At 59.9% G+C, this 26,217-nt stretch carries 17 protein-coding genes; 12 read left to right on the top strand and 5 right to left on the bottom strand.

Annotated features, from left to right (window positions below):
- Positions 1-69: 69 nt before the first annotated feature.
- From cysE to WYS_RS05320, 4 genes are all read left to right on the top strand, one after another.
- Entirely contained in the window at positions 70-723 is a 654-nt protein-coding gene (gene cysE / locus WYS_RS05335) for a serine O-acetyltransferase (RefSeq protein ID WP_026068840.1), read from the top strand.
- An 18-nt stretch (positions 724-741) separates the two neighbouring features.
- Positions 742-2,166, top strand: coding sequence for a cysteine--tRNA ligase (cysS, locus tag WYS_RS05330; protein WP_019177135.1), 1,425 nt, complete (start codon positions 742-744; stop codon positions 2,164-2,166).
- Positions 2,145-3,182: a radical SAM protein gene (locus WYS_RS05325; protein ID WP_019177134.1), complete on the top strand. Its 1,038-nt coding sequence runs from the start codon at positions 2,145-2,147 to the stop codon at positions 3,180-3,182. The genes cysS and WYS_RS05325 overlap by 22 nt, the downstream gene beginning before the upstream one ends.
- 78 nt (positions 3,183-3,260) lie before the next feature.
- On the top strand, positions 3,261-3,713 hold the full coding sequence (locus WYS_RS05320; RefSeq protein ID WP_019177133.1) for a hemerythrin domain-containing protein: 453 nt from the start codon (positions 3,261-3,263) through the stop codon (positions 3,711-3,713).
- Positions 3,714-3,747: 34 nt separating this feature from the next.
- Here the strand turns inward: WYS_RS05320 and WYS_RS05315 are convergent, their stop codons facing one another.
- Positions 3,748-5,445: a glutamate--tRNA ligase gene (locus WYS_RS05315; protein ID WP_019177132.1), complete on the bottom strand. Its 1,698-nt coding sequence runs from the start codon at positions 5,443-5,445 to the stop codon at positions 3,748-3,750.
- A gap of 99 nt (positions 5,446-5,544) precedes the next feature.
- Between WYS_RS05315 and WYS_RS05310 the strand changes: the two genes are divergently transcribed.
- A complete protein-coding gene (locus WYS_RS05310; protein ID WP_019177131.1) occupies positions 5,545-6,795 on the top strand; it encodes a hypothetical protein in 1,251 nt (416 codons plus the stop codon).
- Positions 6,796-6,838: 43 nt separating this feature from the next.
- Here the strand turns inward: WYS_RS05310 and WYS_RS14490 are convergent, their stop codons facing one another.
- A complete protein-coding gene (locus tag WYS_RS14490) occupies positions 6,839-7,582 on the bottom strand; it encodes an alpha/beta hydrolase (protein WP_019177130.1) in 744 nt (247 codons plus the stop codon).
- Between the two features lie 165 nt (positions 7,583-7,747).
- On the opposite strand from WYS_RS14490, the gene WYS_RS05300 reads away from it, so the two are divergent.
- Entirely contained in the window at positions 7,748-9,013 is a 1,266-nt protein-coding gene (locus WYS_RS05300; RefSeq protein WP_019177129.1) for a UbiD family decarboxylase, read from the top strand.
- 256 nt (positions 9,014-9,269) lie between these two features.
- Here WYS_RS05300 and WYS_RS05295 read toward each other — a convergent pair whose 3' ends face one another.
- The 3 genes from WYS_RS05295 to WYS_RS16225 all read right to left on the bottom strand — a co-directional run bounded on the left by WYS_RS05295 (position 9,270) and on the right by WYS_RS16225 (position 19,120).
- Entirely contained in the window at positions 9,270-11,192 is a 1,923-nt protein-coding gene (locus tag WYS_RS05295; RefSeq protein WP_081579843.1) for a cohesin domain-containing protein, read from the bottom strand.
- A gap of 237 nt (positions 11,193-11,429) precedes the next feature.
- Positions 11,430-16,835, bottom strand: coding sequence for a leucine-rich repeat protein (locus WYS_RS05290; RefSeq protein WP_081579842.1), 5,406 nt, complete (start codon positions 16,833-16,835; stop codon positions 11,430-11,432).
- Between the two features lie 206 nt (positions 16,836-17,041).
- A complete protein-coding gene (locus tag WYS_RS16225; RefSeq protein ID WP_081579841.1) occupies positions 17,042-19,120 on the bottom strand; it encodes a PKD domain-containing protein in 2,079 nt (692 codons plus the stop codon).
- A gap of 504 nt (positions 19,121-19,624) precedes the next feature.
- Here WYS_RS16225 and WYS_RS05280 point away from each other — a divergent pair.
- From WYS_RS05280 to WYS_RS16515, 6 genes are all read left to right on the top strand, one after another.
- Entirely contained in the window at positions 19,625-20,464 is an 840-nt protein-coding gene (locus WYS_RS05280) for a hypothetical protein (protein ID WP_147654447.1), read from the top strand.
- A 4-nt stretch (positions 20,465-20,468) separates the two neighbouring features.
- Entirely contained in the window at positions 20,469-21,839 is a 1,371-nt protein-coding gene (locus tag WYS_RS05275; protein ID WP_019177123.1) for an ABC transporter substrate-binding protein, read from the top strand.
- On the top strand, positions 21,836-23,722 hold the full coding sequence (locus WYS_RS05270) for an outer membrane protein assembly factor BamB family protein (RefSeq protein ID WP_020424287.1): 1,887 nt from the start codon (positions 21,836-21,838) through the stop codon (positions 23,720-23,722). The genes WYS_RS05275 and WYS_RS05270 overlap by 4 nt, the downstream gene beginning before the upstream one ends.
- A gap of 10 nt (positions 23,723-23,732) precedes the next feature.
- Positions 23,733-24,872, top strand: a complete 1,140-nt coding sequence (locus WYS_RS05265) for a FecCD family ABC transporter permease (RefSeq protein WP_019177122.1) — start codon at positions 23,733-23,735, stop codon at positions 24,870-24,872.
- Positions 24,865-25,659 (top strand): ABC transporter ATP-binding protein, encoded by a 795-nt coding sequence (locus WYS_RS05260; protein ID WP_019177121.1) that lies wholly within the window; start codon positions 24,865-24,867, stop codon positions 25,657-25,659. The genes WYS_RS05265 and WYS_RS05260 overlap by 8 nt, the downstream gene beginning before the upstream one ends.
- 331 nt (positions 25,660-25,990) lie before the next feature.
- Positions 25,991-26,116, top strand: coding sequence for a hypothetical protein (locus WYS_RS16515; RefSeq protein ID WP_272898444.1), 126 nt, complete (start codon positions 25,991-25,993; stop codon positions 26,114-26,116).
- Positions 26,117-26,217 lie beyond the last annotated feature (101 nt).

Below are 26,217 nucleotides of genomic sequence, written 5' to 3'. Positions count from 1 at the left end.
GCGACTGGAGCATGCGGGCGGAGGGGCGGTCACGGGGCAAAATATATCATAGTCTACAAGCTCATGCACATGCTTATGGGCTGGAAGGACGACGTTAACACGGTCCTGGCACGGGATCCCGCGCCCAGGTCGTTCGGCGAGGCGCTGATGTTCAGCCCCGGCCTTCACGCCATCATCCTCCACCGCGTGTCGCACCGCTTCTTCATGAACGGGCACTACAAGACCGCCCGGGCCGTCAACTACTGGGCGAGGGTCCTAACCGGCGCCGACATCCATCCCGGCGCGACCATCGGCAAGGGGTTCTTCATCGACCACGCCACCGGCGTGGTCATCGGGGAAACGGCCGAGATCGGGGACAACGTATCCATCTTCCAGGGGGTGACGCTGGGAGGGGTGAGCACTTCAAAAGAGAAGAGACACCCGACCCTGGAGGACAACGTCGTAGTGGGAGCCCACGCCACCGTGCTGGGCAACATCGTCATCGGGGCCGGCTCCAAGATCGGCGCCGGGTCGGTGGTAGTGAAGGACGTCCCGCCCAACAGCACCGTGGTCGGGATCCCCGGGAAAGTGGTCAAGCGCAATGGGGAGAAAGAGAAGCGCATCGAGGTGCGGCGGGAGAATCTGCCAGACCCCCTGGTGGAGGCGCTCGACGATATATGCGCCTCCATCGAGCGGGTGGAGCGCCGGGTCAGCGAGCTTGAGGAAAAGCTCAATAAGCCATAGTTGTTCTTGTCAACCTAAATGAGCGAGGGGGAACCAGTGGCTCTCAGGATATTCAATACTCTCACCAAGCGGGAAGAGGAGTTCAGGCCTATCGACGACAAGCGGGTCAAGATGTACGTGTGCGGCGTGACCGTGTATGACGACATCCATATGGGCCATGCCCGCTCCATCATCGTGTTCGACATGATCGCCCGGTACCTGCGCTACCGCGGGTACGATGTCACCCACCTCACCAACTTCACAGATGTGGACGACAAGATCATCAATCGCGCTGCGGAGATGGGCATGGACCCCCTGGCCCTGTCCAGCATGTACATAAAGCGCTACTTCGAGGACGTCGACGCGCTGGGGGTCAACAGGGCCGATGACTACCCCAAGGCGTCGGAGAACATCGCCGAGATCATAGCGATGACCCAGAGGATCATCGATAACGGCTTCGGGTACGTCAGCGAGGACGGGAGCGTGTACTTCTCGGTGGACAAGGTCCAGGACTACGGGCGGCTTACGGGCCAGAAGCTGGAGGACATGCAGGCGGGGGCGCGGGTCGAGGTCAACGAGATGAAGAGGAACCCCTATGACTTCGCGCTGTGGAAGGCCGCCAAGCCCGGGGAGATAGCCTGGGACAGCCCCTGGGGGAAAGGGCGCCCGGGGTGGCACATCGAATGCTCGGCCATGTGCACCGAGTACCTGGGGGAGACGATCGACATCCATGGGGGCGGCAATGACCTCATCTTCCCCCACCACGAGAACGAGATCCTGCAGTCCGAGGCGGCCAACCGTAAGCCTCTGGCCAACTATTGGGTCCACAATGGCATGCTGCAGGTGCAGGACGCCAAGATGTCCAAGTCCCTGAAGAACTTTTTCACCCTGAGGGACGTGCTGAAGAAGCGCACCCGGCAGGAGATCAGGTTCTACGTGCTGTCGGCCCATTACCGCGGGCCCCAGGTGTACTCCGAAGCGGCGCTGGAAGAGGCCGCGGCCAGCCTGAAGAGGCTGCACAACACCGTTCATGAGCTGCGTGCCGCCCTCGGCAAAACAAAAGGGGACGATAACGCCGAGGCGCTGGTGAGCACCTTCCGCGGGCAGTTCATCGAGTCCATGGACCAGGACTTCAACTCCCGGGCCGCGGTCTCCGCCATGTTCGACCTCGTCAGGGAGACGAACCGTCTGCTGGCCGAGGGAAAGCTCAGCAACGAAGGAGTGGAGAACATCCTTCACGTGCTGGGGGAAGTGGACACTGTGTTCGGCATCCTGCCTTCCGAGGAGGCAGCGCAGGAGGACCGGTCCGGGGAGATCATCGAGATCCTGATCGAGGTGCGCAACGAGCTGAGGAAGCGGAAGCAGTACGACCTCGCCGATAAAGTAAGGGACAGGCTCAAGGAGAAGGGGATCGAGCTCCAGGATACCTCGGAGGGGGTAAAATGGAAGAGGAGCTCTGGATAAGGGCCGGGAAGAAGGCCGCTCTGCTCGCCGGCGGGCCCGTCAAAGTATCGTCCGATTTCCGCCCCCCGTTCCCGCTGTCGAGGTCCACCGCCGGCCCCGGGGCCGGCTCTGCCGCCATAGTGCTGGCGTTCGAGGGCGCCAGGGTCAAAAAGGCCATATCGACGGAGGAGGGGGAGTTCGAGCTCGTCGGGGCAGGTCCGGTGTACTCCCTCTTGAGGAACGGGGAGATGTTCATCGAGAGCGTGGAGATCGAGCCGGTGGTGTTCCACGCGCCGGAGCAGGCGTTCTTCAACCTTGGCACGCGGTGCATCTACAACTGCAAGTTCTGCGCCTCCCCCCGGCTGGACGAGAGGATGGACAAGGGCCTGGACCCCGATAAGATCGTGGCGTTGATACGCCGCGCGGCGGCCCGCCCTGACTTCAGGGCCGTGGCGCTGACCTCGGCGGTGGTGGCGGCGCCGCAGGGGACCGTGGACAGGATGGCCTACGTCATCTCGGAGGTGCGGAAGACCCACCCCGACGTGCCCATCGGGGTGGAGCCGTACGTTGACGACCTGGCACAGATCGACCAGCTGAAAGGCGCCGGGGCCGACGAGATCAAGATCAACATCGAGACCTACGACCGCGGCATCTTCGAGAAGGTGTGCGGGGAGCAGGACTTCGAGCGCATCATGGCCGCCATCGCCCACGCCGGCAGGGTGTTTGGGAAGGGAAAGGTGGCTTCGAACATTATCGTAGGGATGGGAGAGAGCGACCAGAACGTGCTGGACGGCGTCAGGGCGCTGGCCCAGCTGGGGTGCGTGGCCACCCTCCGCCCCCTGCGGCTGAACGACATCAACCGTGGGCCCATGATCGAGGCCCTCGGCCCCCTGGAGCCGATATCGCCGGACCGCATCCTGCGCCTGGCCAAGGGGCACAAGCGCATACTGGAGGAGCACGGTCTTGACACCAGGACGTTCCACACCATGTGCCACGAGTGCACCTGCTGCGACATAGTCCCGTTCAGGGACATCTAGGCGCATCCAGAGCCATCGATGCCGATATTCACATATACTCCGCTCTCCCACGAATTCTGCTAAGGAGAAGGTGTACCAATGGACATCATCGAGCGCATAAGGTCGGAGCACCGTGGCATACTGGGGGACCTGAACGAGCTTCTGAACGGCCCGATAGACAACGTGGACAAATACGCGAGGGAATACCTCGACCTCATGGCCAAGGTGGAGGCCCACGAGAAGGGCGAGGAGGCCTCCATCTACCAGGCCATCTCCACCGACCTCGACGTCCGCCCCATCGCCCTGCAGTCAATGGAGGAGCACCGGGTCATCAGGAACTTGATGAGGGACCTGGCCGACGTAAAGGTCAACGAGGAGACCTGGCTCCCCAAGCTGGTGGTATTGAACAACATGATCTCGTTGCACTTCCAGATCGAGGAAGGGAATATCTTCCCGCTTCTTGACGAGATGATCGCCGCCGAGGACAAGGAGAAGCTCGACAAGGAGTTCGAGGCGGAGGAGAGCAGGCAGATCCAGAAGATCAGGGGCTGAGCCCGGGGCGCGCCCCGGGCGTTCCGCTTCGACCTCAGTTCTGGGTGAAGTAGGCCCTGATCATCGGGGCCACCGTCTCTATCCTGGCGAAGCCGAACCGCTCGAACTGTACTACTTTCCCCTCTTCCTGAGAAGGCAGCTTCTCGGCGATGCCCTTCTTGACGGTGCCGTCGGGCATCATCACCTCGCATTCCACGCCGTCGACGGGGGCCCAATGCGCTATTTTCACTCCCTCGCGTAGCACATTATGGTCGTTGCCGGTGTACACGCCCCTCTCGCCGTCCCAGCGCAGGTTGCACAGGTCCTTCAGGCGCACGGTGCCGCGCTCCCTGAACCCGGCCAGGTCGTCGCCGGTAATGTAGACCTTTAGGGGCGGGGCGAGGACATGGTGCCTGACGCCCTTCTCGGGGTGATCGGGATGAAGGGGCGAGCGGGACTCCAGCTTATCCACCCCGACGATCTCCAGCTCCTGGGGGTCCCACACGAAGTAGTAGCGGTCGGCCACCGGGTCGATGATCTGCTTGTTGAACGCGTACAGGTTGTCCCAGGCGAACTCTATGTCCACTTCCTTCATGCCCACGTCCAGCCAGTAGCTGCGTATGGCCTCGGCCGAGATGCCCCTCTTGGCCATGGCGCGCACCGTACCCAGGCGCACGTCGTCCCATCCCGAGTACTCGCCGCTCTTGATCCCCTTGCCCACGGTAGAGGTCTTGAGGATCGCTTCCGGTATGCGCACCAGCCCGTAGTGGAAGTACCACGGCTTCTTCCAGCCGAAGTAATCGAAGATGTACTCCTGCCTCAGGGTGTTGTTGAGGTGGTCCTTGCCTCTGATGACGTGGGTGAGGCCGAGCAGATGGTCATCGATGGCGACCGAGAAGTTCATCATGGGGTACACGGTGTACTCGGTCCCGGTCCGGGGGTGGGGGACCGAGTCCACGATCCTCAGCCCGATGAAGTCCCTGACCGCGGGATTGGGATGCTTCAGGTCGGTCTTGACCACGAGGACCGCCTCCTCCTCCCTGAACCCGCGGGAGAGCATCTTGTCCAGCAGAGCGTGCGCTTCCTCCGGGGACTGGTCACGGTGCGGGCATGCTTTGCTCTCTTCCTTCAGCTTTCTCCAGGTGTCGGCCTGGCAGGTGCACACGTACGCCTTGCCCAGGTCGATGAGCTTGCCCGCATAGTCATAGTAGATCTCGAAGCGGTCGCTCTGGATGACCGTCTCGTCCACGTGTATGCCGAGCCACTCCAGATCCTCCGGGATCATCTTATAGGCGTCGGGATCGATCTTGTCGGGGTTGGTGTCCTCCAGGCGGTTGATGTACTTTCCCTTGTACCTCTTGACATACTCATCGTTGAGGATCGCCACCCTGGTGTGGCCCAGGTGCAAAGGTCCCGAGGGACCGGGCGCGAAGCGCATGACCACCTTGCCCTCCTCCGCGCCGGGCAGGTCGGGCAGGACATGCTTCTTCTCGCACTTGGTCTTCTTCAGTAGGTTCGGGTCGATGTCCCCGACCATCCTGCAGATGTCATCGAAGGGCATGGCCTGCACCTCGCGGGCGGCCTCTTCCGCCGCGGCGGCCACTTCCTTGGCCCTGGAGCGAAGCTCAGGCTGTTCTGCCAGCACCTTGCCGAGCACGGCCTTGGGATTGGCCTTGCCCCCGAACAGGGCGGCGTTCTGCAGCGTGTACTTCTTGACGACCTCTCTCAGATCGGCGGACATCATCCCGCCCATGGGGCATCATTCTTTTTAGCCTTTCTGCGAGCGGGCGCGGAAAAGAGGGCGGGCGGCCTCGACCGGACGTTTTATCGTCGGACCAGGTATTCTCGGGCCATGCGCCGCCGCCCCGCCTCGTCCCTGGACATGTTCACCGATTCCCTGCGGCTGATGGGGGACGCCACCATGATCGCGGTCCTGGAGTTCGAGGGCCGGGCGGACCGCGAGAGGCTGGAGGAAGCCTTCTCCGGATGCCTGGATGCTTTTCCTATATTGTCTTCCAGGATGGTCAGGGGGAACGGCCCGGCCTACTGGGAGCATATCAGAAGGCGAGAAGAGGATAGCGACGTGCCCCTGCTGGAGGTGAGCGGCGACTACCGGCCCCTGGTGGCTAAAGGGATCGACCCGTACCTTCCCCGGCAGGCCGAGCTCCGGCTGCTGCGCTCCCCGAAGAGGGACGTGGCGGTGCTGAGCATGGCGCATGCGGCCTCCGATGCCTTTGGGCTGATGGGACTGGCCCGTGCGCTGATGGGCGCGTACCGGGATCCCTCGTCGATAGAGGCGGCGGAAGACGGCCTCCCGGAGAGGGATACCCTCTGGACGGCCGGCCTGCTTGACGGGAGACCGGAGGAGCGGCCGGTCAGCTCGGATATAACCAAAGCCATGTGGCCCGCTCTTTGCGGCCCGTCCAAGGCGCCGTCCACATATCACCGCGCGGTCATCGGCCCGGACGAAGTGGATAGGATAAGACAGGTGGTCCGCGCCCGCGGGGGGACGGTGAACGACGCCCTTCTCGCCGCCTACTTCCTCTCCATGAGCGAGATCACCGGCCATGTGGGGCCGCGGACGGTGTGCTTCCCCGTGAACCTGAGGCAGCACCTGAATGGCGATCCAAAGCTCTTATCGAACCAATCGGCGAACGTCTGCTTTCAGCTGAACCGGGAGCCGGAGGAAGGCGCGGGTGAGATACTTGACAAGGTCATCGGCGCCACCAGGAAGCTGAAGGAAGGATCTCTCGGCATCCCGGAGCAGGTCGAGTTCGATAGGAGCTGCGACCCGGAAGGCACGGCCGTCCAAAGGTTGGTGGAGAGAATGGCCCAGATGCGGGAGGATGGCCTGGCCAACATCTTCCTGTCCAACCCCGGCCGCCTGGAGCTCCCGCCGGTCGACGGGCTGGTCGACGCATACGTATGCTATCCCGGCCTGTACATGCCCGGCGCCTGCTTCGTCGTTTCCACGTTCAACGGCCGCATGTCGATCACCGTGGGGTACCAGGACGATCCGGGTCCCAGGTCGTTAACGGAAAGGATGCTGCGGGAGTTCGTGAAGCATCTCCCTGTGGAGGCGGGCAGGGTCAGCATATGGTAGGCGTTCTTGGACCAGCGCGGCATCGCGCCGCTCGCTCGTCGGATCACGCGCCGGCGTCGTTCGGCGTTCCGGCCCCGCCGCATGAGCCCTCGATCGGGGCGTCCGCGGCGCGCACCTTTCCATCGCCGAACCATCTGGAGATCTGCTTGGTGACGGCGTCGAAGGCAGCCTCCAGTAGGTAGGTGTCGCCATGCAGCGCGTCATCCGCCCTGACCACGTTGGCCTGATGTGGCCCCAGCGCCCCGCAGGCCTCGGCGATCTCTGGAACGTCCCTGGTGCCATAAATGATCATGGCCCTGTTATCGCTGTTCGCCTGCCACTCCGGCATCTTAGCGAGGATGTCGAAGACCACCATGGGGTCGTCCGGCCGCACCCGGTAGCTCCTGAACTTCCGCAGCTGCTCCTGGGTCCTGGCGCAGTATGTATGATCGAGCGGGGGAGAAATGCCTATGGCATGGTCGGCGCTGCTGGTGAGCGCCAGGCGGCCTCCGATGGAATGGCCGACGGCCGCGACCTTCCCGTACTTTCGCAGGTAGCGGATGGCCGCTTCCATATCCCCCATGACGTTCTCGTCCAGCGGCATGGGGTTCTGGCCGTGTCCTCGGAGATCGATGGCGCAGGCGACCAGGCCGGCCTCGGCGATCCGCCATGCCAATCCCAGCTGCTCCTCCTTGCTTCCGCCGTAGCCATGAGCGATGGCCGCTCCTCCCAGCGGGTTTGAGGGGAAGATGATGACGGCCGGGATGCAGTTATCCGGCCCTCGGATGGTCAGGCGTTCTATCTTCATCTTTTCACGGTGCCGAAAAAGAGATGGGCAATGCCACGAAATAGATTTCGTCCGCGCAGCACGAACCGGCTCTTCCGGCGACCCTCGCTCAGCGGCCATATTCCGGATGTGCTCGTCGCGCCCGGCCCCCATCCGTATTTATAAGCTGGGGGGCGATTACCCGCCATGGCCGTGAGGGACGTTCTCGCCAAAATGAAGGACACCATAACCATCGATCGCGATGTTCCGTTGGAGTATGAGGTATCCAAGATACTCGCGGAGAACCAGACCACTCCGGTCATATTCAAGAACCTCGCCGGCATGCGGGCCGCCGGCAACATATGGAGCACCAGGGAGAGGATCTCCGGCGCTCTGGACATAACCAAGGAGCAGCTCATCCCCAAGATGCTGGAGGCCATGGCCAACCCTTCTGAACCAAAGGTCGCCAAGGAGGGAGCGTTCATGGACGACGTGAGGACGGAGTTCGACCTTACCAAGCTGCCGATACCCAAGTACTTCCCCGGCGATCAGGGCAGGTACATCACCTCCGCCGTGGCGGTCGCCGAGTACGAGGGCAAGAGGAACCTGTCCTTCCACCGCATGAAGCTGCACGATGAGAGGAGCTTCGCGCTCAGGCTGGTCCCCCGGCACCTTTACACCATGTGGAAGAACGCGCAGGCCCAGGGAAAGGAGCTGCCCGTGGCGTTCTGCATGGGGGTGTGCCCGCCGGTCCTGCTGGCAGCGGCCATCTCCACCGACTACGGCACCGACGAGATGAGGATCGCCAACTCCCTCCGGGAGAGGACCAAGGGCAGCGGGCTGGAGGTCGCCAAGCTCAACAACGGGCTGATGGTCCCGGCGGCCTCGGAGATAGTGTTCGAGGGCCGCATCACCTCCCGCATGGTCGATGAAGGCCCCTTCATGGACATCACCGGGACCTACGACTCGGTAAGGAAGGCGCCCATATTCGAGGTCGACCGCCTCTACATGCGCAAGGACCCCCTGTTCCACCTGCTTCTGCCTGGAGGCTACGAGCACTACATGCTCATGGGCCTTCCCCGGGAGCCCATAATCTATCGCACCGTGAACCAGGTCGTCCCAAAGGTGCACGGGGTGCGGCTGACCGAGGGCGGCTGCTGCTGGCTCCACGGCGTGGTATCGATCACCAAGAACAAGGAGGGGGACGGGATCAACGCCGCCATGGCGGCGTTCTCCGGGCATCCCTCCATGAAGAAGGTCACCATCGTGGACGAGGACATCGACATCTTCGATGACCGGGATGTGGAGTGGGCCGAGGCCACTAGGTTCCAGGCCTCCCGCTCCCTGATGGTGGTGAACAACGCCGCCGGCTCCTCCCTGGACCCATCGTCCGAGGGGACAACCTCCAAGGTCGCCATCGACGCCACCAAACCGTTCGGGGCAAAAGGGTTCGACCGGGCCAAGCTGGCATAGGTCAGCTCCCTTATCCGCATCCGAAGCTCACTTCTATATCGGGGTCGATCGGCCGGCCCGGATCCGTACCGCCGTGTCCGCGTGGGGGCCCCGGCAGCGCCGGGCCGCATCTCCGCCCGCTCTTGTCGATGCGCTGGATCAGGGGGCAGCATTTCCGTCGCTGTGCATAATGATCCGCGATAGGTCTTGCCGGGGGTCGATAGAAAAAAATAGGCGGGGTCGGCAAGTCCCCGCCGGTTGTTGGGGAAGCGATCCTTCACTTCTGAGTCATTCCGCCGTTCCTCTTCTTTTTCCAGAACAAGGCGAACGCAGCCCCTATCACCGCTATTGCGGCGACCAGGGTGATCGCGATGAGCAGCGGGTCGTCGTTCGACTTTGGGGCGTCATCGTCCGTCGAAGGATTCTCAGCCGGCGGCGTGGAGGCGATCGTGACGGTCCCGTTGACGATCCGTGCAGAGATGAGGTTCTTGTCCAGATCGGACGTTCCACCGTCCTTGATCGATATCGATGTAGACCCTGCCGTCGTCTCTTTTATCTTGAACTCGATCACCATTATCGAGCCGTCAGTGTAGACTCCCTCGCTGGGCAACCAGCTCATCTTGACCTTGCCCGGTTCCTCCGTGTTGGCATAGAATAGCACGTTGGAACTGATATTCCCCGCCTTCGCGGATAGTACTTCGAGCACGTTGGGATCATATGTCACATTGAGCACGCTGCCCAGGATCCCTGGATTGTTCTCGATGCTGACATTGACGGTGACCGTATCGCCCACTGTGCCCGAAACGGACGAAGCTCTCAATATGGGGTCCGTTTCGTGTACTGCCTCCACGCACCACAGAGCTACGTCGCTCTTGAACAGGAGATATCCCTGACCAGATATGGTCACGCTGTTGAAGGAGTACTGGTCCCCTTCGCCGGGCAGCTCTATCTCCTTATACTTCGCGACCGTCTGATGTGCGCTGTCCTTAATAATACATACCTCTGGATTGTCATCCATGCCGTCGTACGGCGTGCAGTACAGGTAGACAGCATAGTCATTCTCGGCGGTGGCATAGGCGGTGGTCAGAGAGAGCGAGCTCTTCGTTTTGATCGGTATATTGTATACCGAGGTCATGCTGCCGTCGCTGCCGATGCTGATGACCTCGATGTTCCTGTTGGCGCCCATGGTGGCCCCGCCGCTTCCGAGGTAGATGCGGTCGTTGTAGATCACCGGTACACTTTGCGTTCCGCCGGTGAGGCTAGAGGTCCAGACCTTCTCATCTGACAGCGAGCCGTCCGCTCCTACGACATAAGAGTGTATATGCGTGACCGACGCGACATCGTTCTGGGTTGCCACATACACGCGGCCCTCGTAGCTGGAGATGCCTCCCTGTACGTATTCGTCGCTGATCTTAACCCGGCTGTATTCCTGCCCGGTGGCTGGATCCAGGACGTAAACCGTAGAGCCTCCGTCGGTGACACCTGCTTGCCCGTAGCCTTTGGAGGCTACTACGCAGTAGGTCTTATCGCCGACCTCGATGAACTGTGGGATCATCACGTATCCCCAGCTCCCGCCGTCCATTCCCCACACGTATTCGCCGTTCTCGGTGAAGCACGCGAAGTCCATGCCCACGGCGGTGCCGCCGTAGGTCCCGAGGTAGATGCGCCCGTCGTAGTAGGTCACGGGCCCCTGCATGCCGTTCCCCTTAAGCAGCCTGTTGGACGACGGCGTTTCCCCGATCTTTTCCATTGTGTTCGCGTCGTAGATCAGAACATTAACCACACCGGCCTTGTATTGGGGCACGAACAATTTGCCGTTGGCGTAAGTCAGCGGCACATTGTACATCCCAACTATGGTCCGGTCGTCGGAAGCTACTTCCGTGCCGTCCTCGATGTTGACTTTCAATAATTTCTTTGCGAGGAGGTCATAATAATAGGCATAGTCACCCACCGTAATCGCCGTACTGGGGACTTCCCATCCGCTCATCCCAGACGTAGTTCCGATAACGCTCCACTTGATGGCGAGACCATCATCGATCGTCGGGGACAATGCATCCGAGATCCAGGGGCTTTCGTTGCTTCCCGGTACGCTGGGCCAATCGCTCGCGGCGCTGCTCTGGCCGGCAGCGAACAGCGGAGCGATGAAACATGCGGCCAGTATCAGCGACAGGATCGCCGCTCTATCATTGTGCTTTGTCATAAGAATCCTCCTTTTCAAATTCTTCTCTTGTCCTGAACTGCGTATTTACATTGAGCACGAGAGTGACCATGGGGGGCGTGGTCATCGCTCGGAACGTTCTGCTCTGTTTTAGCATGTATCTGATTCTCCATAGCTCCGAGATCCGCTCGGGACCTTCGAGGTAAACGATTGGCGGTGGCCGGAGCCACCGCCTGAGGCCGAGCCTCAAAGATGTTTAGCCCTTCGAGCTCACGTCCTTCATGCCACGGTTATGATCTCCTGCAGGGCTATCGCGTCACGAATGTCCACTATCCCGTCGCCATCGAGGTCCGCGCTGTCCTCGTCGATGTTCACCTCGTTACCGGCAAGGAACTGCACCAGCAGGATGAGGTCCGCGAGGTTCGTCTCCCCATCCCCGTTCAGGTCAGCGGCGGGAGCGGGGTTGGGATCCTGACTCACAGCGTCCTCGTAGCTGCTGGCCACTCCGACGATCACCTGGATACTGACACTTACATCGTCCGCGATGTACCTGAGCTCGGCATCGGCCGGCGATAGTGTCAGGCCGTCAGCTCCGCTGATCGAGAACAAGATGCCGCTCGGGACCATGTTCCTCGAACTGGCCCATACTATGGTTATCGTCTTGCCAACCTCGTCGACCGCTGTCGAGAAGATACCCTTGGCACCGAGCCCGGCCAGGTCGCTAACGACCGGAGTTCCGCCAGTGTAGTGGAACACCAGCTTGAAGCCGGCGACTTTGGGGACCTTGTAGAGCGAGACATCCGCGGTGTTCTGCTGGCCGTCCTGTTCTACGATTACGAACGAGCTATAGCTCGCAGGTTCGCCGGGAACGATGTTGAAGACCTTGCTCTCCCCGTTCAGGGTGACCGTGGTAGGTCCCAGGTTCGCCAATGCCGCGAACGTTACGTCCACCGGTCCGTTCGCGCCCGCTGTCGTGATGGTGATCGTTCCTTCAGCAGTGACGATGTTCGTCGCACCAGTGGCCGATACGAACCTCAGTACGGTGGGGTCATACGTGACGATCAGTTTTCCATCGGCATCGGACGAAGCAGACACCATGACCTCGGTCCCTACGGGCAACTCTACGGGCGGCGCGATCACGGTCACGGTCATGGTGGTTTGGGTGCTGCCACCACCGGCATTTATCGTGGTCAGGGTGACCGTGTATGTGCCCGGTGCACTGTACGTATGCGACGGGTCCCAGGCGGTGCTGGTGGTTCCGTCACCGAAGTCCCATTGCACCGATGCGGCGCCTAGGCTCTTGTCGGTGAACTGCACCGTCAGCGGGGCGTTGCCCGAAGTTACGTCGGCCTCGAAATCAGGTATGGCCAGAGGATAGCACGCGACGTTATTCCAGGTCGGCGTGGTGAACCCTTCGGCACCCAGATGGTAGTGAACTACCGGATTGGGAACATTTCTGACCCAAGCGCTGCTGACCGATGTCGGTGCATTGCCGGTGAACACCACGGTGGTCAGGGCGGTGCAGCCGGAGAAAGAGCTGCCGATGGTAGTGACACCACTGCCTATGATGACCTTGGTCAGACCGGTACATCCGTAGAACGCGTTGTTCCCGATGCCGGTCACGCTGTTCGGTATCGTGACCGTGATCAGACCGGTACATCCATAGAACACGTCGTTGCCGATGCTGATCATGCCACTGCCTATGACCAGTCTTTCCAGGGCGGTGCACCCTTGGAATGTGTATTGTCCAAGGCTGGCGACCCCGTTGCCGATTGTGACCGATGTCAGGCCGGTGCAGTATGCGAACGCATTGGTACCGATGCTGGTCACGCTGTTCGGTATGACGATCGAGGTCAGGGCGGGGCAGTCCCTGAACACACTGTTCCCGATGCTAGTCACACCACTGCCTATGGTCACTATGCTCAGGACCGGGCAGTAGGAGAACGCTTGCGTGCCGATGGTGGTGCCGGCCCCGTTGCCTATCGTGACAGATGCCAGGGCGGTGCACTCTTGGAACGCTTTCGCGCCGATGCTGGTCACACTGCCCGGTATCGTGACCGAGGTCAGACCGGTGCAGCCAAGGAACGCTTCGCTATTGATACTCGTCACGCTGCTAGGTATGGTCAGCGAACCGGACCATCCCGCAGGACACAGTATCAGAGTGGTTACGGTCTTGTTGTATACTATGCCCTCTACGCTTCTGTATACTGCGTTGTCGGCGTCAACGATGATCTCGGCCAGGGCGGTACAGCCAGTGAACGCATCTTCACCTATGGTGGTCACGCTGCTTGGAATAGTGACCGTGGTCAAACCGATACAGCCGGTGAATGCGTCTTCGCCGATGGTGATCACGCCATTCGGTATCGTTACCGCGGCCAGCTTGGTGCATCCGCTGAACGCGCTGTCGCCGATGCTGGTCACGCTGCTAGGTATGGTCAGCGAACCGGACCATCCCGCAGGACACAGTATCAGAGTGGTTACGGTCTTGTTGTATACTATGCCCTCTACGCTTCTGTATACTGCGTTGTCGGCGTCAACGATGATCTCGGCCAGCTTGGTGCATCCGCTGAACGCGCTGTTGCTGATCTTGTTCACACCACTGCCTATTGTCGCTGTGGTCAGGTTGTTGCACCCTTGGAACGCGTTATTGCCGATGGTGTTCACGTTGTTCGGGATAATGACCGAGGTCAGGGCGTAGCAATACCGGAACATGTAGTCTCCGATGCTGGTCACACCACTGCCTATGGTGACCGAAGCCAGCTTGGTGCATCCGCTGAACGCGCTAGTCCCGATACTAATGACGCTGTTCGGTATCGTTACCGCGGCCAGCTTGGTGCATCCGCTGAACGCGTTGTTCCCGATGCTCGTAACACTGCCTGGTATCGCGATCGAGGTCAGGCCAGTGCAACCGTTGAACGAACCTGTTCCGATGCTGGTCACACTGCTTAGCATTATCACCTCGGTCAGGCCGGCACAGCCCATGAACGCGCTGTCGCCGATGCTGGTCACGCTGCTAGGTATGGTCAGCGAACCGGACCATCCCGCAGGACACAGTATCAGGGTGGTTACGGTCTTGTTGTACACCACGCCATCGACACTTTTGAATGCGGTGTTGTCGGCGTCAACGTTGATCTCGGTCAGGGCGGTACAGTCCCGGAACGCATTGGTACCGATGCTGATCACTTTGCTCGGGATGGTAACGGAGGTCAGGGCGGCGCACTTGTAGAATGCGTTGGTCCCGATGCTAGTCACACCACTGCCTATGCTCACCGAGATAAGGCCAGAGCATCCCATGAATGCCTGGGTGCCGATGCTGGTCACGCTGTCCGGTATCGTGACCGAGGTCAGAGTGGCCTTGTTCTGGAACGCGTTGGTGCCGATGGCAGTAACGGGCAATCCCTCGATCGTGCTGGGTATCTCCACTATGCCTCCTGACCCAGTATATTTGGTGATCTCCACTGTGCCTCCGCTTATTTTATAAGTGTAAGTGGAGGCCGGAGCGACCGGCGTGGCCGAGACCTCATTGGACCTCTCGCTCTCTCCGACCGAGTTGACGGCGGCGACAGTGAACTTGTACTGGTTGCCGTTGGTCAACCCGGTTACGGTCGCTGTCGTCCCGGTGAACATGCCGTCGATCTTGGTGCCGTCCCGGTAGACGACGTAGTGAGTGATCGCGGCGCCCCCGTTGCTGCCGGGAGCGTTCCAGGTCAGGACGACCTGGCTGTCACCGGCTGCGGCCGCCAGATTGGTGGGGGCACTGGGGACCTCAGGAACGATCACCACATCGGTCGGCGTAGCCTTGATCTCGACGGACCTGCCGCTCTCCCCCGTCGGGTTGAAGGCAGATATGGTGATAGTATATTCTCTGCCGTTGGTCAGCCCGGTTATGGTTGTTGCGGTCTCGTTGTACTCGCCGACGGTGTAAGTGCTGAACTTGTAGCCGTTCACGTATATGATGTATCCTCTTATCGCCTCGCCCCCATTGTTCTCGGGGGCGTTCCAGGTCAGGGTGACCTGGCCATTGCCGGCGGCGGCCGCCAGGTTGGTGGGAATGCCGGGTGCGAAGGTCCTAGGAACGATCTTGAAGACCTCATCGGCCCCATTCAAGGTTACCTTAGTAGGTCCTACAAGCGGGTCCTCCACGACCTCGAACGTTACGTCCACCGGTCCGTTCGCGCCCGCTGTCGTGATGGTGATCGTTCCTTCAGCAGTGACGATGTTCGTCGCACCAGTGGCCGATACGAACCTCAATGCAGAGGGATTGTACGTGACGATCAGTTTTCCATCGGCATCGGACGAAGCGGACACCTGGAACTCCGTACCTGGTGTGGACTCTTCGCGTACCGCCTCCACGCACCACAGAGCTACGTCGCTCTTGAACAGGAGATACCCCTGGCTGGATATGGTCACACTGTTGAAGGAGTACTGGTCCCCCTCTCCGGGCAGCTCGATCCCCTTGTAATGCGCGGCCGTCTGATGTGCGCTGTCTTTAATGATGTATATGTCTGGGTTTGTGCTCGTGCCGTCGTACGGCGTGACATACAGGTAGACAGTGTAGTCGTTCTCGGCGGTGGCATACGCGGTTGTCAGGGTGAGCGTACCCTTCGTTTTTATTGGTATGTCGTATACCGAGGTCATGCTGCCGTCGCTGCCGATGCTGATGACCTCGATGTTCCTGTTGGCGCCCATGGTGGCCCCGCCGCTTCCGAGGTAGATGCGGTCGTTGTAGATCACCGGCGCGCTCTGGGTGCCACCGGTGAGGCTGGAGGTCCAGACCTTCTCGTCGGACAGTGAGCCGTCCGCTCCCACGACATATGAATGTATGTGAGTGGCCGTCGCGGCATCGTTCTGGGTGGCCACATATATGCGGCCTTCGTAATGCGAGATGCCTCCCTGGTTGTATTCATCGCTGATCTTTACCCTGCTATACTCATATCCAGTGGCAGGGTCCAGGACATAGATTGTGGAACCTCCGTCGGTGATCCCTGCTTGCCCGTAGCCTTTAGAGGCTACTACGCAGTAGGTCTTATCGCCGACCTCGATGAACTGGGGGGCCAGTGAGTATCCCCAGCCTCCGCCGTCCAACGACCATGCCAATGTGCCGTTATCATGGAAGCACGCGAAGTCGATACCAGGATATGTGCTGCCGTAGGTCCCGAGATATATGTATTCATCATAATATGTCACGGGTCCCTGCATGCCGTTCCATTTCGTTAACTTCGTATCCGTGGTCCCTATCTTTTCCATCGTGTCCGCGTCGTAGATGCTGACTTTGGAATTGATCATGGGCACGAACAATTTGCCGTTGCCATAGGTTACTGGCAAGTTATACCCGCTAGCCGTCAGGGGCGCGGAAGCCGCCTCTGCGCCGTCCTCGATGTGGACTTTCATTAGCTTTTTATTGAGCTGATCATAATAATAGGCATAGTCGCCCACCGTAATCGCCGTACTGGGGACTTCCCATCCGCTCATGCCCGACGTAGCCCCGATAACGCTCCACTTGATGGCGAGATCTTCATCGATAGTGGGGGACAATGCATCCGAGATCCAGGGATTCTCATTGTTCCCCGGTACGCTGGGCCAATCGCTCGCGGCGCTGCCTAGATCGACAGCGACCAGTGGAGCGATGATACTAACGAACAGTATCAATGATATGAGCACTGTTTCGACTTTGTGTTCTGTCATCTTATTCCTCCTCAGTTCTCTTCTTATTTCCTGAACCGGGCGATCGTTGCCCAGTGTGTTCTGCCCTGTCTTCGCATGTGATGATTTCTCTGCGGTCCTGAGCTCCGCTCGGACATTGTTATGGTAAACGATTGGCGGTGGCCGGAGCCACCGCCTGAGGCCGAGCCTCTAAATATCTTCTCGATCGTCTGAACTCACCCCGCTCCTCATGCCACGGTTATGAGGTCCTGCAGGACTATCGCGTCACGGATGTCCACGACCCCATCGCCATCGAGGTCCGCGTTGTCCCCGTCGATGCTCACCTCATAACCGGCGAGGTGCTGCATCAGCAGGATGAGGTCCGCGAGATCGGTCGCTCCATCATTGTTCAGGTCCGTACTGGGGTTGGGATCACGAGCCACTGCGTCCTCGTAGCTGCTGGCTACTCCGACATCCACTCGGACGCTTACACTGAGGTCATCCGTGATGTGCCTGAGATCGGCCTCGGCCGGCGACAGCGCAAGGCCGCTGGCGCCGCTGATCGAGAACAATATGCCTTTCAAGTTGACATTGTCCGAACTGGCCCAGACCACGGTGATGGTCTTACCCGCTTCGTCGACCGCCGTGGAAACGCTGCCCCTGGAGCCGAGCCCGGCCAGATCGTTCATGACTGGAGTGCCGCTGTCGTAGTGGAACACCAGCTTGAACCCGGCGATCTGGGAGACCTTATAGAGAGACACGTTCGCGATGTTCCGCGCTTCGTCCTGCTCGACGATCACGAAGGAGCTGTAGATCGCAGGTTCGCCGGGAACGATGTTGAAGACCTTGCTCTCCCCGTTCAGGGTGACCGTGGTAAGTCCGATCGGTGCGTTCTCTACGACCGCGAACTTTACTTCCACCGGTCCGTTCGCGCCTGCGGTTGTAATATGTGCCGCTCCCTCCGTGTTGACGATGCTCGTCGCGCCGGTGGCCGACATGAATCTCAGTACGGTGGGATCATACGTGACGCTCAATCTGCCATTGACATCGGATGTGGCGGTCACCTGGAACTCCGTATCCGGTGTGAAGCCCTCGACATCATCGTTCGGTGTAGCGGTAGCCTCATTGGACCTCTCGCTCTCTCCGACCGAGTTGACGGCGGCGACAGTGAACTTGTACTGGTTGCCGTTGGTCAGCTCGGTTATGGCAGCGGAGGTCCCCGTGTACGTGCCGATGCTGACGCCGTCCTTATAGACGACATAGTGGGATATCGAGGCGCCTCCGTCGTTCGCGGGAGCGTTCCAGGTCAGGACGACCTGGCTGTCACCGGCTGCGGCCGCCAGATTGGTGGGGGCACCGGGTTCGGTCGCCTGCTCCACAGTCACGGTCCTGCTCGCATTGTGGTTGCCGCCGGCATTGGTCGTGGTCAGAGTAATGGTGTATCTGCCCGGCGTGCTGTATGTGTGCGAAGGATCCTGGTCTGTGCTGCTGGTCCCGTCGCCGAAGTCCCACTGCCAATCCCCGGCGTCCAAGGTCCTGTCAGTGAACTGCACCGTCAGTGGGGCGTAGCCTCTGGTGACGTCGGTGATGAAGTCTGTGGATATTCCGGGGACATAGGGCTCCAACCCCGCCGCTTCATCCCGCTGCGCGTATCCATATGCCGGAACGGTAAGTTTAGCATACTCGTCAACATGGTTGAGCTGGGCGTTAGGAAGGATATACCATACTACATTCCACTCGGTTCCGTCATAGGTGGCGGAGACAGCTTTAGGGGTGTAGTCATCAGGAACAGGGCCCATGACCTGCGGCCATGTGGCAGCATCACCGTACTCGGCGGTTCCGAGGACCTCCGCTTCAGTTAGAGTACTAGCGCCCTCATACGAGATTATCTCAACCCATACGTACTGGGTCCTGAAAATCGCATATTGATTGTTGGTAGTTGGCTTCGCTCCCCCCATTAGGTGCGCATCGAGATCGAACACGCCATCAACATATCCAAAATGGGCCCAGTTAAAGTACTCCCAGGTACCTCCCCAAACACCTTCTGTAGCTAAACCGTCGACCTTAGTTATCCAACCACTTGGATCGATATCGTTGTTCTCTGCGCCATATCTAGCGTTCACAGCATTGATGAATGCCTCGGCCGGGGTCGGCCCGGTACCTTGGATCCACTCGCCGTTCAGCTCATAGTCAGGCGTTAGGTCAACGTAGAACCAATAGTCTTCTTCATCAGCCGCCGCATTGAGATCCATCAATGGTATTGCCATGACCATGATGGCGACCACCATGCCGATGGCAGCCGTTTTTCTCCAAATTGATGCTATCATTTTAACCGCCTTCTCCCATGTTCATTCGTACCGGATTGGATGTAACATCCAATATAATAAGCGATATGGATGTATCCTCCACTTGAACGATTGATATTTATTAAAATATTGTCGGTACAATTGATACAGAAAAATGAAATCGCAATGACGATCGATCGAAGAGCGCCAACGCCTCGCATTTGGGCGGATAAAAACTTGGCTAGCCAGACGGTCGTCCGTCCCACCCGAAAGATGACCCCGCCGGCATTCTAGGCGGCTGGGGAACGGCTCACCTTCAGGCAGAGGTCCAAGATAAATAACATTTATTCAGGCATTAGTTGGATGCAATATCCAACTCATATTAATATTGGATTATCCATCCAATACTTTTAATTAATACAACCATAATTCCAATGCGAGAAGCCGATAATGCCGCCCATTATCTGAACGATATCATGGGCCGCCCTTCCAGGCGGGAAATGCCATGGATAAAAAATAACGATCGCATTGGTGATAGCGGCCCTCATGGTTTCGGGGGCTCTCGTCTATGTTGTGATAGGGAACCTTAACGATGGGGACACCGGTAATAATGAGGACCCCGCCGTCGACGACAGGGTCACCGTTTATTATATGCTGGACGGGGAAAAAGTTGAGAAAAAGGCCCAGGGTTCCTCGTTGAGGGAGCTGTTCGACAACGCAATCGAGAACGTGGTGTTCAACTCCGCGGGCCAAGTTTCCTCCGTTGACGGCGTGATGGCCGGGGAGGATCAGAAGTGGGTCATGTGGACATGGTCGAAAGCGAAATGGTCCCCGCTATCGTCCGTGAACGATGCCATCGTACTGAATGGCCGCACGCACATCGCCCTGATGCTGTCTGATGTGGAGATCAAGGACGGAAAAACTTCGTACACCGCTCCCGATTTCTCCATAGCACAAAAAGTATGGTTCTTCATCAAGTTCGATGAAGATTACAATGCCAACAGCCACGTGACCTCCTACCTCACCGCCGAGGAGAGGCAGGCCGGGTTCTGGGTGTGCGGCGAGGGCATTGACGCGGCGTACGCTTTCCAGGATGTAGCGGAGAGGCTCGGCTGGGAGCTCGACATGGACATGGAGAATACTCCCAACGGATGGCTATGGTCCTTCTTCGGCCTCGCCGACGTGGGGGTGGGAAAGGACTGGAGATACTGGTCGCAGTATCATTGGAACGGGGATAAATGGGTGTACAGCCAGTCCGTCATGGGCGGTTTCGACATCTCCAAGGTCTGTTACTTCGCGCTGGTCCGTCAGACAACCTCGGTGAACAGCGTAGGCTTTGAGTGGGACGTAACTCCCGAAGACATTCCCCCGTCATTGCTGGCATGAGACTATGAACGCCATCACGGTCAAGCTCGTCGCATCCGCCGTCATCGCGGTGGCGGTCCTGGCGACCATACCGATGCTGGGGTTCACCGCATCATCCGCCGACCAGAGGCAGGGGATGATCATCGACTTCGGATACTGGGACGTGGTGTGGACGGAGATGACGTTCACCGGGGGAATGAACGGCTATGACGCCCTCAAGGCTGCCTGCGACATCCAAGGATATGAATGTGGCATACTGGACGACGGCACCGTGTACTCGGTGAACGATCAGGTAAACCTCATCGGTGTAAAATGGGCTTTCTACACTCTCTCCACGGACGGCTGGGCCGAGGCGGACCCGGCGTCGGTGGACGCGTCGGAGCATAACATTTTATGCTGGGCGCGCGCGTCCGGTCCGGATACCGTGATCCCCGGCGTGGACGCCACGGGGCACAGCTATTACAACTATGCTCGCGGAAGCGCCGCCGGCGAGGAAGGGCTGAGGGTGGTCACGCTGGCTCCGTCGGTGACGGAGATGGTGGCATTTGTGGGCGGCGCCGGCCTCATCATCGGAACGGACCTGTACAGCAACTACCCGCAGGAGATCGTCGACGCCAAGGAGGACGGCCGCATATCGATCATCGGGGGATACACCGACCCCAACTACGAATGGATAATCAAGCTCGCTCCGGACCTGGTCCTCTGCGACGGCGGCACGGGAGAGCATGTTACCATGGCCGATAAGCTACGCAAGTCCGGAATAAATTGCGTGGTCCTCTACGACGGGACCGACCTGGGCACGCTGTACGACAACATATGGATCGTGGGGTGCGCCCTGGGGCTTTCGGAGAACGCCAACGCCGGGAATCGCGAACTGCGCTCAGCGGTGGACGTGGTCTCGGGAATTGCCGGCAGGACCGATAAAAGGGTTTTCGTCGCGCTGTCCTCCGACCCGTCGCCGTGGACCGCCGGTTCCCAGACGTACATGTCTGACGTCATTTCTGTCGCAGGAGGGGTAGGAGCGTTCGATTCGCAGTCCTCGTCATGGTTCATGGTCTCCAAGGAGCAGATCTATGCCAAGCAGCCGAAGGCGATCGTGATCATGTCGAGCACCCCGGTGTCGACGGAGGATGAATACCAGCGCCTCCTAGACTCCCTTGATCCATTGTGGAAGGCCACTCCCGCGTTCCAGAACGGGGAGGTGTATGTCTTCTCCGGAGATGCGAACGACATACTGTCCAGGCCGGGGCCGAGGCTCGCGGAAGCGACGGAGCTCATGGCCAAGATATTGAACCCCGAGAAGTTCATATCGCTGGACCCGCTGGACGTGATCCCGAAATATTTCGACGACACGTACCGCGACTATCTCAAATACAGCAGGGGGGTCTCGGCATGAAGGCATTGCCGCTGGCGGTCGCCGCCGTGCTTCTAATGGTGATGGTACCCGTTCTCCCGATGACGACGGCCGATGCGGGGGACGGGAAGCTGCTCATAGACATGGGCAACGGCACCACTTACTGGTGCGACATATCCGCCCAGGGATCGTATGCGTCGGTGGCCCAGGATTGCGCGGGCAAGCTGGGCCTGAGCGTGTCCGTGTCCGGGTCCGGCATCACCGCCGTCGGCGGCCTGGCCGAGCACTCCGTGGGGGACCAGACCTGCCGGTGGAACTTGTATGTCTGGGATGCCGGGAACGGGGCCTGGATGCCGGGAGAGGCCATGGGGGGGCAGTATGATGGGGGGACTTTCGCCATCGGCTTCTATCCCGATGGGTCCATCACCCCGGCGGAGACGCCTGACGAACCCACGGCATGGATATCCGCCGGCGGGGACTCGTCGTCATCCAGCGTGTCTGATTCGTACGGGACGGTGGGCGCGCTCGTTCCCCCCGAATGGTACAAGACGTACTCCACGGGGTTCGTGGACTCCGAGATCGTAGTGGCCGGGGGCCTCCTCTACCACACCACGGGGGGATCATACGGCGCCGCGGGCTCTGACCGGGACCCCTGGGTGTACTGCCTCGACAGATACACCGGAGAACTGGTCTGGGAGTTCCATTACGCATACGGACAGGGCTACGAGGTGACCACGCCGCTCATCGTCGGGGACACGCTCGTCATAACCGCCACCAATGGTGATGTGTACTGCCTGGACCGCTACGACGGGACGCTCCTGGACACGCTCAAACTGGAGATGAGCTATCCCGTGGACGGCAACGGCGACATCATCTGGAACGGCAGGACCTTCCTCACCGGCGGGACCACCCCGGTCTACGATTCGGGAGCGATATATTTCGGCACCTCGGACGGCCGCGTGTTGTGCTATTCCCTGACCCCTGAGAAAAAGTTCTCATTGCTCTGGGACTATGACCCGCCGGCCACGGGCTCCAAGGGCGATTATTCGGGCACCAGGGGCTGCTTCTACTACCATCCCCCAGTGATCGCCGATGTGGACGGCGTGCGCATGCTGTTCATCGGCAGCTACGGGGGCAACGTCCACGCATTGGATGCTTCCACCGGAAAGGAGATATGGGTCCAGAAGGTCATAGACCTGAGGGATGAAAACAAGCCGCACCCCGGAACCCCCGGTTCCGCGGGCAGCATCGCGGTGACGCGCGAAGGAAAGCTCATCGTATGCTGCTCTGATGGGGGCCTGTCGTCGCTGACGGGGTACGTGATCTCTATCGATGCGGCCACAGGGAAGGGCGCGGACGGCTCCGAATACGATTGGAAGCTGGACGTCCTATGCAATCATCCCGTGGCGGTCGAGGACGGCTTTTACGCGTACATATCTCCGCTGAGTTCCGGCTCGTCCAAGCTCAGGGGCGCCGACGGGACGGGGTCCGATGCGGTCTCCGCGATATACAAGTTCGACCTCCAGGGGAGGGTCGTCTGGACCAGCCAGGCGTACCAGATGATAAAGGCGTCCTTGACGCTAGCGGACGGTGTACTCTACGCCATGGACTACTCGGCGGGGACGTTCTATCCCACCGGCGGCGCGGTGATGGCGATCGACGCCGAAGATGGCAGCGAGATATGGAGGCTGCAGCTCACTCCCTTCTCCGCGGACTCGTACTCGATGGTCTCCCCCACGGTCATTGACGGGAAGATCTACGTCGGCAACGACTACGGTGCGGTCTACTGCATATCCGAGGTGGCGGGCAAGATATACGGCGACAGCGGGGAGATCGTCCTCGAGAATGGCCTATACCATTGGTCGTGGCTCGCGCTCTTGGTGTTCGTCATAGCTTGCTTCCTGTTCTTGCGAAAATACTATTGAGGTGATTCCGTTGGATAAACTGAAGAGAGGAAAGGGCGAAGGGGGCAGGGGCGGCGCCCGTAAAACGAGGAAAAGGAGGGCCGCCCCCGCTGAGGATGAGGTCTTCGATGTCGATGTCAAGAAACGGCGCTTCATCGTGATCACGGTGTTCGGCGCCCTGATGGCGCTGGTCGCCTTCCTGATATCCATCTCGATATCGTCCGGCGGGATCATCCCGGTCACGGATGCCGTCGCGGCGATGTTCTCAGCGCTGATGAAGGGCGGAAATAACCTCAACACCGTCGAGCTGTACATATATGTGGCGAGGTTGCCGAGGGCGATCGCCGCCATCGGGGTCGGCGCGGGCCTGGCCATCGCGGGATGCATGTACCAGGCTATCATAAGGAACCCGTTGGTGGACCCCTACATCACCGGAGTATCATCCGGAGCAGGGTGCGCCGCCGTCGCGGTCATCGCATTGGGAGCGACGGTGCCGTTCCTCGGGAACGGCTCATTGTACGTCATACCTCTGGCCGCCATAGTGGGCGGTCTCGTGGCCTTCGCCCTGACCATGACCGTCGCCGAAGGTTCCGGGGGGTCGTCCACCAATTACATCCTCGCCGGAGTGATAGTGGGCTTTGCCTTCTCGTCGGTCCAGACGATATTCCTGTCATTGGGAAAAGACTACCTCACCGACGCGATGTGGTGGCTCTTCGGGTCGTTCGCCAACATCACCTGGGAGAACGCCTGGATCGTGTTCGTGCCGGCGATGGGGATCTCCTTGATCGCCATGCTGTGGGCCCGGGAGTTCAACCTGTTCATAAACGGGGAGGAACAGGCCCAGCAGCTCGGCCTGAACGTCCGGAGGTTCAAGAGATCGATGATGGTCGTGGCGTCCGTGCTCACGGCGGTCTGCGTGGCGTTCGTCGGCATCATCGGCTTCGTGGGGCTCGTTATCCCTCACGCCTGCAGGATGGCGCTCGGAGGGGACCATAGGCTGATCATGCCGGCATCCATCGTATTGGGGGCCATGCTCATGCTGTTCGCCGACCTGCTGGCCAGAACAGTCATATCTCCGCTGGAGCTCCCCGTGGGAGCGATAACGGCAATGATCGGTACACCGGTCTTTGCCTACATGCTCATGAAGAAAGGACGTGAGTATAATGGATGAGGCGGCGCTGAGCATCAAAGGGCTTCATAAGAGCTTCGACGGGTTCGAGGCGCTTAAGGATATCAACCTGGACCTGGCCAGGGGTCTCATGGTCGGCCTGATAGGCCCGAACGGGTGCGGCAAGTCCACGATGATGAAGTGCATCTCCAAGATACATGGCGTGACCTCTGGATCGATCCACGTGGCCGGCAGGGACATCGCCGGGCTGAGACCTTCGGAGATATCCAAGCTCGTTGCCTCCGTCCCCGCGGAATCGGGGCCGACCTTCGGCATGACCGTGATGGAGATGGTCATGCTCGGCAGGTACCCGTACGGGAACAGGATATGGTGGGAGACCAAGGACGACGAAATGATCGTCCGCAAGGCGCTCCGCACGTTCGGGATAGACCAGCTCAGGCACAATCACGTGTCCACGCTGTCCTCCGGGGAACGCCAGCGCGCCATGATCGCCAAGGCATACGTCCAGGAGCCGAAGCTGATGCTAGTCGACGAGCCGACGTCGCATCTTGACATGAAATACAAGCTGCAGGTGATGGAATATCTGCAGGCCATGTCGAAGACGGACATGACCGTCCTGGTGGCGGAGCACGACATATCGCTGATGGCGAGGTACTGTGACACCTGCATCATCATGAGGAGGGGGGAGATCGTCAATATCGGGGATCCCAAGACGGTGATAACCGAGGACCTCGTCCGCGACGTGTACGAGGTGGAAGCGCGCGTGGGCACGGATGCCGACGGGGAGATCTACATCCTGCCGAAAAGATACAAGGTTGGGGCTGTATGATGGTGGATGGTCGGCTCTCCTGTGATCTTCCCGGGCCGTCCCAAAACGTAGGCGCCAGGACCCTCCACTGCGGCAGGTGCGGCCATACCTGGCTGTCCAAGGGCAGCCATCCGCCGAAGCGCTGTCCGAAGTGCCACAGTGGACGGTGGTCGGAGGCGGCCTTGGAGCAACGTACATGCGCAGATTGCGGGACCACTTGGGTGAGTAGCGATGAGCGATGTCCCCATTGCGGGATGTCGACATGGGTCGAGATTGGGTACCACTCATTCGAATGCCACCTATGCGGATACTCGTGGATATCCAGATCTCCGTCCCCGAAGAGGTGCCCGTCGTGCAAGTCCACCAAATGGATGTCGCTCAGCCGACAGTGCACATGCAGGAAATGCGGCCACACCTGGAGGCCGAGGTCGTCCCCGCCCACATCATGCCCCGCGTGCAGATCCTCTCGGTGGGATAAGATGATCTCGCTAGGAAAATGCGCCAGATGCGGGCACGAATGGAAGCTGTACGGGGACGCGCTTCCCAAGTCCTGCCCCAGATGCAGATCGAAGAAATGGA

The sequence above is a fragment of the Methanomassiliicoccus luminyensis B10 genome, assembly GCF_000308215.1.
In the GTDB taxonomy this organism is placed as follows: Archaea; Thermoplasmatota; Thermoplasmata; order Methanomassiliicoccales; family Methanomassiliicoccaceae; genus Methanomassiliicoccus; species Methanomassiliicoccus luminyensis.
The sequence above is the reverse complement of the archived record's forward strand: the minus strand, read 5'-3'. Positions and strand labels throughout refer to the sequence as shown.